Source organism: Paenibacillus sp. sg306046 (assembly GCF_059821225.1).
On record NZ_JCAMRT010000090.1, the window covers coordinates 1 to 1,080 of the forward strand.

The window sequence follows — 1,080 nt, forward strand, 5'->3', positions numbered from 1 at the left end:
GTGGAGATCGACGAGGGAGCGTTCCGTGCGGCGGCTGGCGGAAGCGGCGGGGTGTATGCGGGCATCGCGGACAAGACGACGTGGAGCTTCCAGACAGAGCTGCGCTCGCGGGTCACGGCGGCGGATGGAGCGGCGCTGCAGGCGTATTTGAACAATCCGCTTGTCAGTACCATTGATCTTGTGAGCGCGGGGGATTATACGATCGACGGCTCCGTGATCGAACGCGAGGTGACGGTGAACGGAAACGGGGTGGAGATCAAGATCGCCCAGGGCATTCCGATGGCCTCGATTTCGCGGGATGCGACAGTTAACCTGCCGACCACGTATACGGGAAATGGTGTGTTCGACATCAAATCCGGCGGTTATCTGCATCTGAAAAACGCGACGCTGCGCAACGGCAGCAGCAAGATCATGGTCGCGATCAACGTGAAGGATGGCGGTAAGCTGGAATTCGACGGGTCGAAGCTGAAGGATTTCTTCGGGGAAAACGACGGGTCGGCCTCCAATGCGGGCGTCACGTACGGCATTCATTCCGACCCGGGCAGCGCCAGCCTGGTGACAGTGACGAACAGCGAGTTCGACGGCTCGAACGCGTTCCGGGATGTGATCGACATTCGCGGAGGCGAAGCGGAGATCCGCGGGAACACGCTGAAGGGAACGCTGTACCCGGAAAGACTGCGCAGCTCGGACCGGTACGAGTACGGGGTGTATGTATACGGCGGGACGGTCGTGATCGAGAACAACGTCGTCGACGGCTTCGATTCGGCGCTGACGAACAGCTACTCCAGCTCAGGCATCGCGCTTCTGGCCTACTACAATACGAGCGTAACGGTCAAGGATAATACGCTTACGAACAACAGCGTCGGCTTCGATGCGACGAACCATTATCCGGCAGTCAACGAGCATGGGGTTGTAACAGTCAACACCTACGAGCTGAAGGCGCCGGATACGGCGGGCAAGGCGGGGTACAGCGTTCAGAAGTCCAATACGTTCAGCGGGAACGGGAAAAACATTTATACGGAGATGGCGTTCGGGACCCAGCCGTATACGTATATGGAGCCGCAGCTGAGCGTGACATCG

The 1,080-nt window shown here is 59.2% G+C and carries 1 protein-coding gene; it reads left to right on the plus strand.

Features of this window, described 5'->3' with window-relative positions; all coding sequences use genetic code 11:
* The coding region (locus AC6ROY_RS25410) for a hypothetical protein (protein WP_500103347.1) at window positions 1-1,080 on the plus strand (1,080 nt) is incomplete at both ends.